This is a genomic window from Elioraea sp., from assembly GCF_051860475.1.
GTDB lineage: Bacteria > Pseudomonadota > Alphaproteobacteria > Acetobacterales > Acetobacteraceae > Elioraea.
The window spans coordinates 1-6,968 of sequence record NZ_JBHYDW010000188.1 but is presented as its reverse complement, the minus strand read 5'-3'; the positions used below and the strand labels follow the sequence as shown (position 1 = coordinate 6,968).

8 protein-coding genes and 1 pseudogene are annotated in these 6,968 nt (G+C 69.5%); 1 reads left to right on the top strand and 8 read right to left on the bottom strand.

What is annotated here, in order from left to right; all coding sequences use genetic code 11:
• Positions 1-167: 167 nt before the first annotated feature.
• The 5 genes from ACTIFU_RS21505 to groES form a co-directional block, all read right to left on the bottom strand.
• Entirely contained in the window at positions 168-1,127 is a 960-nt protein-coding gene (locus tag ACTIFU_RS21505; protein WP_439580372.1) for a threonine dehydratase, read from the bottom strand.
• Between the two features lie 79 nt (positions 1,128-1,206).
• On the bottom strand, positions 1,207-1,410 hold the full coding sequence (locus ACTIFU_RS21500) for a cold-shock protein (RefSeq protein ID WP_439580371.1): 204 nt from the start codon (positions 1,408-1,410) through the stop codon (positions 1,207-1,209).
• A 236-nt stretch (positions 1,411-1,646) separates the two neighbouring features.
• Positions 1,647-1,850 (bottom strand): cold-shock protein, encoded by a 204-nt coding sequence (locus ACTIFU_RS21495; RefSeq protein ID WP_439580370.1) that lies wholly within the window; start codon positions 1,848-1,850, stop codon positions 1,647-1,649.
• 284 nt (positions 1,851-2,134) lie between these two features.
• The gene (gene groL, locus ACTIFU_RS21490) at positions 2,135-3,772 is read right to left on the bottom strand and encodes a chaperonin GroEL (RefSeq protein WP_439580369.1); all 1,638 of its coding nucleotides are present in this window, start codon (positions 3,770-3,772) and stop codon (positions 2,135-2,137) included.
• 47 nt (positions 3,773-3,819) lie between these two features.
• Positions 3,820-4,134, bottom strand: coding sequence for a co-chaperone GroES (gene groES, locus ACTIFU_RS21485; protein ID WP_439580368.1), 315 nt, complete (start codon positions 4,132-4,134; stop codon positions 3,820-3,822).
• 275 nt (positions 4,135-4,409) lie between these two features.
• Here groES and ACTIFU_RS21480 point away from each other — a divergent pair, with 275 nt between their 5' ends.
• Positions 4,410-4,679 (top strand): usg protein, encoded by a 270-nt coding sequence (locus tag ACTIFU_RS21480; RefSeq protein ID WP_439580367.1) that lies wholly within the window; start codon positions 4,410-4,412, stop codon positions 4,677-4,679.
• On the opposite strand, the gene ubiM is transcribed toward ACTIFU_RS21480, so the two are convergent.
• From ubiM to ACTIFU_RS21465, 3 genes and pseudogenes are all read right to left on the bottom strand, one after another.
• A complete protein-coding gene (ubiM, locus tag ACTIFU_RS21475) occupies positions 4,666-5,853 on the bottom strand; it encodes a 5-demethoxyubiquinol-8 5-hydroxylase UbiM (RefSeq protein WP_439580366.1) in 1,188 nt (395 codons plus the stop codon). The genes ACTIFU_RS21480 and ubiM overlap by 14 nt on opposite strands.
• A gap of 59 nt (positions 5,854-5,912) precedes the next feature.
• On the bottom strand, positions 5,913-6,611 hold the full coding sequence (locus ACTIFU_RS21470) for a TVP38/TMEM64 family protein (RefSeq protein ID WP_439580365.1): 699 nt from the start codon (positions 6,609-6,611) through the stop codon (positions 5,913-5,915).
• Positions 6,608-6,968, bottom strand: a pseudogene (locus tag ACTIFU_RS21465) (dolichol-phosphate mannosyltransferase); the annotation flags it as partial. The gene ACTIFU_RS21470 and the pseudogene ACTIFU_RS21465, both read right to left, overlap by 4 nt.

Sequence of the window (6,968 nt, the reverse complement as noted above, 5' to 3'; positions counted from 1 at the left end):
GCCCTCGATCAGGCCCGGCAGGGCGAGCGCGCCGGCACCATCCTCCTCGACCGCGCCCTAGGGAGCCGCGAGGCCCGTGCCCATCGCGGCGATGCGGCCGTGCGCGATCAGGATGTCGGCGGGGGCGCCACCCAGCGGGTGGACATTGCGGATCAGGATCGTGTCGGTCATGGCGTTCCCAGGACCCAGGAACGGAACAGCGCGAGATCGATGTTGCCGCCGCACAGGATCACGCCGGCGCGCCTGCCCTGCATCCGTTCGCGCTCCTGAAGCAGCGCGGCCAGCGGTGCGGCCCCGGCGCCTTCGGCAAGATTGTGCGTGTCGTTCCAGTAGATGCGGATCGCCTCGGCCACCTCGTCGTCGGTCACCTCGACGATGCGCGCGGCACCTCGACGGATGAACTCGAACGCGCCCGGATCCGGAATGCGCGTCGCCATGCCGTCGGCGTACGTGTCGGCGCTATTGGTGGGCACGACGTGCCCCGCCGCAAGCGACAGCGCATAGGCGTTCGCCGCGGTGCTCTGCACGCCGACGATCTCGGTGGAGACCCCGAGCAGGTCGCGCGCCATGATCAGGCCGCAGATCCCTGAGCCAAGTCCGATCGGCACATAGACCGCATCGAGCTTCGGCGCGGCACGGAACAGTTCGAGCGCGTAGGTCGCGACCCCCTTCACCAGGTCGGGTGCGAAGGAGGGGGCGAACTCCAGTCCGAGTTCGGCCGCGAGTGCCTCGGCGTGCTCGCGTGCCTCGTCGAAATCGCGCCCGTGCTCGACGAGTGTGGCGCCGAAGGCCCGCATCGCCGCGTTCTTCTCCACACTGTTGCCGTGCGGGGCGACGATCGTGACGGGCACGCCGAACCGCGCGCCTGCATAGGCGAGCGACTGACCGTGATTGCCGCGCGTGGCCGAGACGATGCCGGGGCAATCGGGACGCTCGCGCTTCAACCGCTCCAGATAGACGAGCCCGCCGCGCAGCTTGAAGGCGCCGGTGGGTGTGTGGTTCTCGTGCTTGACCCACACCTCGCATCCCGTCCGCGCGGCAAGCAGCGGCCACCGATACTGCGGTGTCGGCGGCATGTGGCTGTGGACGAGCGCGGCGGCGGCCTCGAGTGCAGGGAGATCGAACATGCGGCGAGCCTCGCCCGGAATGCACGCAAACGAAAGGGCCGCACCCTCGCGGATGCGGCCCGCGCGGATCAGCGTGCGCTCAAGTGGCGCGGAGATTCGTCGCGGCGGGCTTGCCGCGCTCCATGCTCACCTCGAAGCTGACCTTCTGACCCTCGTTCAGCCCGGTCAGGCCTGCCGCCTGCACCGCAGTGATGTGCACGAACACGTCCTTGCCGCCCTGGTCGGGCACGATGAACCCGAAGCCCTTGGTGGCGTTGAACCACTTCACAGTACCTGTGGCCATGCGGCCCTCCTCTGCTGCCAAGCACCGCCGCGGCGCGGCGGACAACCGGGTCCGGAGAGAAAGCCATCAGCCGCTCGGTAGCCCGGAAGCCAGAGAGGAGGCGAGGTCAGTCAAGCCAAACGCACGATTGCGCATCCAGGGAACACGCCCCTGCCGGTGAGGGTCAAGCCAAAACGATAAAGGGGCCGCCCCCTGCGGGGCGGCCCCTCCGATCGCGTGGACCGGATGGCGCGCGCTCAGAGCGCGCGCAGCATCCCGGCGGCCGCCTTGCCGCGCTCCATGCTGACCTCGTAGCTGACCTTCTGGCCCTCGTTCAGCCCCTGGAGGCCTGCCGCCTGCACGGCGGTGATGTGCACGAACACATCCTTGCCGCCCGCATCGGGAACGATGAAGCCGAAGCCCTTGGTCGCGTTGAACCACTTCACGGTGCCTGTGGCCATGTGGCCCTCCTTCACAGCACGTCACGCGGTGAGACGATCGCACCGCGTCTGGACAACCGGGTTTTTCGGAAGCGAGGGCCGAAGACGCCCGGGGGTGCCGGAGAGCCAAGCCAAGGCAAGCGAAACGCACGATTGCAGGGGCGATAGGCGCAGGTCGGAGCCCGCGGGTCAAGGATAATCCGTGCTGGCGTCGTGGCGCCAAAACAAAGGGGGGCGCCCAGAAGGGCGCCCCCCGCACATCAGCGGTAGACGGGCGATCAGACGTCGCCGATCGGCACAGCCGATCAGAAGTCCATGTCGCCCATGCCGCCACCCGGCGGGCCACCGGCCGGGGCCTTCTTCTCCGGACGCTCGGCCACCATCGCCTCGGTGGTGATCAGCAGCGAGGCAACCGAGGCCGCATCCTGCAGCGCGGTGCGCACGACCTTGGTCGGGTCAATGATGCCGGCCTTGACGAGGTCCTTGAACTCGCCCGCCTGCGCGTCATAGCCCCAGTTGTAGTCGTCGTTGTCGAGCACCTTGCCGAGGATGACCGCGCCGTCCTCGCCCGCGTTCTCGCTGATCTGGCGCAGCGGGCTGGTGATCGCACGCTTGACGATGTCGACGCCGAAGCGCTGATCGTCGTTCTCGACCTTGATCTTGCCCAGGATCGCGGTCGCGCGCGCGAGTGCGGCGCCGCCACCCGGCAGGATCCCCTCCTCGACGGCCGCGCGGGTCGCGTGCAGCGCGTCGTCGACGCGGTCCTTGCGCTCCTTCACCTCGACCTCGGTCGAGCCGCCGACGCGGATCACGGCCACGCCGCCGGCGAGCTTCGCCAGCCGCTCCTGCAGCTTCTCGCGGTCGTAGTCCGAGGTGGTCTCCTCGATCTGCGCCTTGATCTGGTTGCAGCGGCCCTGGATGTCGGACTTCTTGCCGACACCCTCGACGATTGTGGTGTTCTCCTTCTCGATCAGCACCTTCTTCGCCTTGCCGAGCATGTTCAGCGTGACGTTCTCGAGCTTGATGCCGAGATCCTCGCTGATCACCTGGCCGCCGGTGAGGATCGCGATGTCCTCGAGCATCGCCTTGCGGCGATCACCGAAGCCAGGCGCCTTGACGGCCGCGACCTTGAGCCCGCCGCGCAGCTTGTTCACCACCAGCGTGGCGAGCGCCTCGCCCTCGACATCCTCGGCCACGATCAGCAGCGGCTTGCCCGACTGAACCACCGCCTCGAGCAGCGGCAGCATCGGCTGCAGGCCCGAGAGCTTCTTCTCGTGGATCAGGATGTAGGGATTGTCGAGTTCGGCCGTCATCTTCTCCGCGTTGGTGATGAAGTACGGAGAGACGTAGCCGCGGTCGAACTGCATGCCCTCGACGACGTCGAGCTCGGTCTGGATGCCCTTGGCCTCCTCGACCGTGATCACGCCCTCGTTGCCGACCTTCTCCATCGCCTTGGCGATCATCTCGCCGATATCCCGCTCGCCGTTGGCTGCGATCGCGCCGACCTGGGCGACCTCGGCGGAGGTCGAGATCTTCTTCGACTTCTTCTTGAGCTCCTCGACGATCGAGCCGACGGCCTTGTCGATGCCGCGCTTCAGGTCCATCGGGTTCATCCCGGCCGCGACCGCCTTCGCGCCCTCGCGCACGATCGACTGCGCGAGCACGGTGGCCGTCGTGGTGCCGTCACCGGCGACGTCGTTGGTCTTCGAGGCCACCTCGCGCACCATCTGCGCGCCCATGTTCTCGAACTTGTCGGCGAGCTCGATCTCCTTGGCGACGGTCACGCCGTCCTTGGTGATCCGGGGCGCGCCGAAGCTCTTGTCGAGCACGACGTTGCGGCCCTTGGGACCGAGCGTCACCTTCACGGCATCGGCCAGGATGTCGACGCCGCGCAGCATGCGCGTGCGCGCATCCGCGCCAAACCTCACGTCCTTTGCAGGCATGTCCTCACACCTTCGTTCTGTTCAGGGATTCGGGGATCAGGGAGCGTTCAGGCGGCCTTCTTGCGCGCGGCAGGGATCTCGACGATCCCCATGATGTCGCTCTCCTTCATGATCAACAGCTCCTCGCCGTCGATCTTGACCTCGGTGCCGGACCACTTGCCGAACAGCACCCGGTCGCCTTCCTTCACGTCGAGCTTCACGAGCTCGCCCTTCTCGTTGCGCCCGCCGGGGCCGACGGCGACGATCTCGCCCTCCATCGGCTTCTCCTTCGCGGTGTCAGGGATGATGATGCCGCCGGAGGTCTTCTCCTCGGCAGTGATACGCCGCACCACCACCCGGTCGTGCAGGGGACGGAACTTCATCGGATGTCTCCGTAGATGGCCCTGGAAGTTGGGAATCCCCCCGGCCGAGAGGCCGCCACGCATCGCTGCTAGCACTCCCTCCCGAGGAGTGCCAACGATCTAGGCGAGCCCAGCGCACAAGTCAAGACTGGCAGCACTCGCGGCAAGACGCTGCCAACTATCTGAAATCGCTCGTTTTTAGTTCTCCTGCCAGCAACCGTGTGGCATGATTCAGCGCATGGAGGGGGAGAAACCGGTCACCGGCGGGCAACCCGCCATGGAGGAGACAGACTAGGATGTCCGGTTCCGTGATCGAACGGCAGCTGATGGGGTATCGGCTGACCACCGCGCAGATCCTCTACCACCTGCCCGATCATCCCGGGCTGCTGCAGACCTACATCTGGCAGGATTTCGACCTTGCCCCGGGTTTCCCGGAACTCAGCCGCTTCCTTGCCTTCTGGCAGCGCGAGCTGGATGGCAAGCTGCACTCGGTCAGGGTGGCCTCGGCCGCGCTCGTCCGTCCAGCCGAGCTCCGCTACGCCGGCGGGCAGCTCAGCCTGCACTGAGCGCGGGGCGCGCATCCATCAGCCGGGCGACGATCGCCCGGCGGACCACCGGCAGCGCCGCACCCGCGCCGATCAGCGCCGCACGGGCGAGCCGCGCCGGGGCACGGTGGTCGCCATAGAGCCGGGCGACCGCGTTGGTAGCCAGGAACAGTGGCAGCGTCGCCCGTCGATGCGCCGAAGCGTAGTACGACAGCGCACCGCTCGCCCCAGGATCGATGCCGCGCGCCACGGCACGCCTCAGTTCCGCGGCCAGCAGCACGGCGCCCGACAGCCCGAAATTGAACCCGTGCGCGGTCACCGGATGCATTCCCACCGCCGCGTCGCCGAGCAGGGCGAAGCGGCGCCCGGCGAAGCGGTGGGCATAGACGGCAACCAGCGGATAGACATGGCGGGTGCTGATCAGCCGCATCGCACCGAGCCGCCGTTCGTAGCGCCGCGCCACCTCCGCGCCGAACGACTCCGGATCGAGCGCCAGCATCCGCGCCGCCTCGTCGGGCGCGAGAGTCAGCACGGCCGAGGAGGCCGCGCCATGCAGCGGCAGCATGGCGATGGTCTGGCGATGGCCGAACCACTCGGTCGCGGTCGCATCGTGGGGCCGCTCATGGGCCATCCGGCAGACGATCATGGAGCGGCCGAAATCCAGCATCTCGGCGCCGATCCCGGCGCGCCGGCGCGCCGCCGAGAAGCGCGAATCGGCCGCCACAACCAGCCGTGCGGCAATCTCCTCGCCGCTGTCGAGCCGCAGCCGCGCTGCCTCGGCCGCCAGCGCGAGGTCGGTGACCTCGCATCCGGCCAGCAGCCGTGTGCCCACCGGCCCGGAGACGGTCTCGAACAGCACCCGCCGGATCGCGTGGTTCGGCACGAGCCGGCCGAGCGGCTCGCCGGACGCGGGCGGCGCGAAGCGGAGCGCGAGCGGGAAGGCGCCATTGATCACCCGCGCCTCGCCGAGTGGGGCGATCTCAGTCTCGGTCAGGCGGTCCCAGGCGCCGAGGTCGCGCAGGATCGCCTGCGAGCGGTGCGTGAGCGCGATCTCGCGGCCGTCGAAGGCAGGCGCAGCGAGGCTTGCCTCCGGGCTGCGCTCGATCAGGGTGACGTCGAGACCACTGCCCTTCAGAGCGACCGCGAGTGCAAGCCCTGCCGGGCCCGCGCCGATGATGGCGACGTCCGTCTGCATGGGTAGCTCCTGCCATGATCGAGCTGCGGCGTCGATGACCTGCCGCAAGACCGCCTCGCTCAGCCGCCGTTGCCCTCCGCCTCCATCGCCCGGCCGGCACGGTGGCGCCTCAGCAGGGCAAGACCGATCGCGGCCGAGACCACGAACAGCGCGACCGCCAGGGCCAGCTGCCACGCCCCGTCCACCCGCACGCCCTTGCCGAGCAGGGCGAACACGAGGGTCTGGGGCACGTAGCCCAGCGCCGAGCCGGCGAGGAAGGGCAGCGGGCTGATCGCGGCCATCCCGGCCAGCAGGTTCAGGGCAAGGTTGTTGCCCACCGGCAGCAGCCGCAGGGCCAGCGTGGCGCCGAACGGGCTGCCCGCCAGAGCGTCGCGGAGCGGGCGCAGCCGGTGGCCGAACCGTCCCGCGAGCCGGCGCTCGGCCCAGCCGCGTCCGACCAGCCGCGCCCAGCCATAGGAGAGCGCGCAGCCGACCACCTGCGCGGCCAGGGCGACGATCGTGCCCTCCAGCGCGCCGAAGGCGTAGCCGCCGAGGAACGCCACTCCCTGGCGCGGTACCCCGGCCGCGGTCGCCGCCGCGCCGATCGCGATGAACACGAGGTCGCCGAGCAAACCCCGGCCGCGGACCCAGTGCTCCACCCAGCCGGCATCGGGCGTGAGACCGACCTCGCGCAGCATCAGCCCGCCAGCCACCAGCCCGGCCGCCAGCACCACGAGCCGGAGGAGGGCCGCGCGGCGCCGTGCCGCGGTCCCGCTCACGGCGCCTCGTCAGGCTCCAGCTCGGGGCGCCGCCCGCGACGCTGCAGCCAGATCACGCCGATCAGGTCGAACAGCGCGACCCCCAGCCGGTCGAGCACGCCGTAGTTCGACTGTCCCCGCAACCGCGGGCGGTGGTGCACGGGCACGCTCCGCACCCGCCCGCCCGCGCGCAGGAACAGCGCCGGCAGGTAGCGGTGCATGTGGTCGAACCGCGGCAGGTCGAGGAAGTCGGCGCGGCGGAACACCTTCAGCCCGCAGCCGGTGTCGGGGGTCGCGTCGCCGAGCAGCCGGGCGCGCACCGCGTTGGCGATCCGGCTCACCCACCGCTTGGTCCGGGTGTCCTTGCGCGTGGTGCGG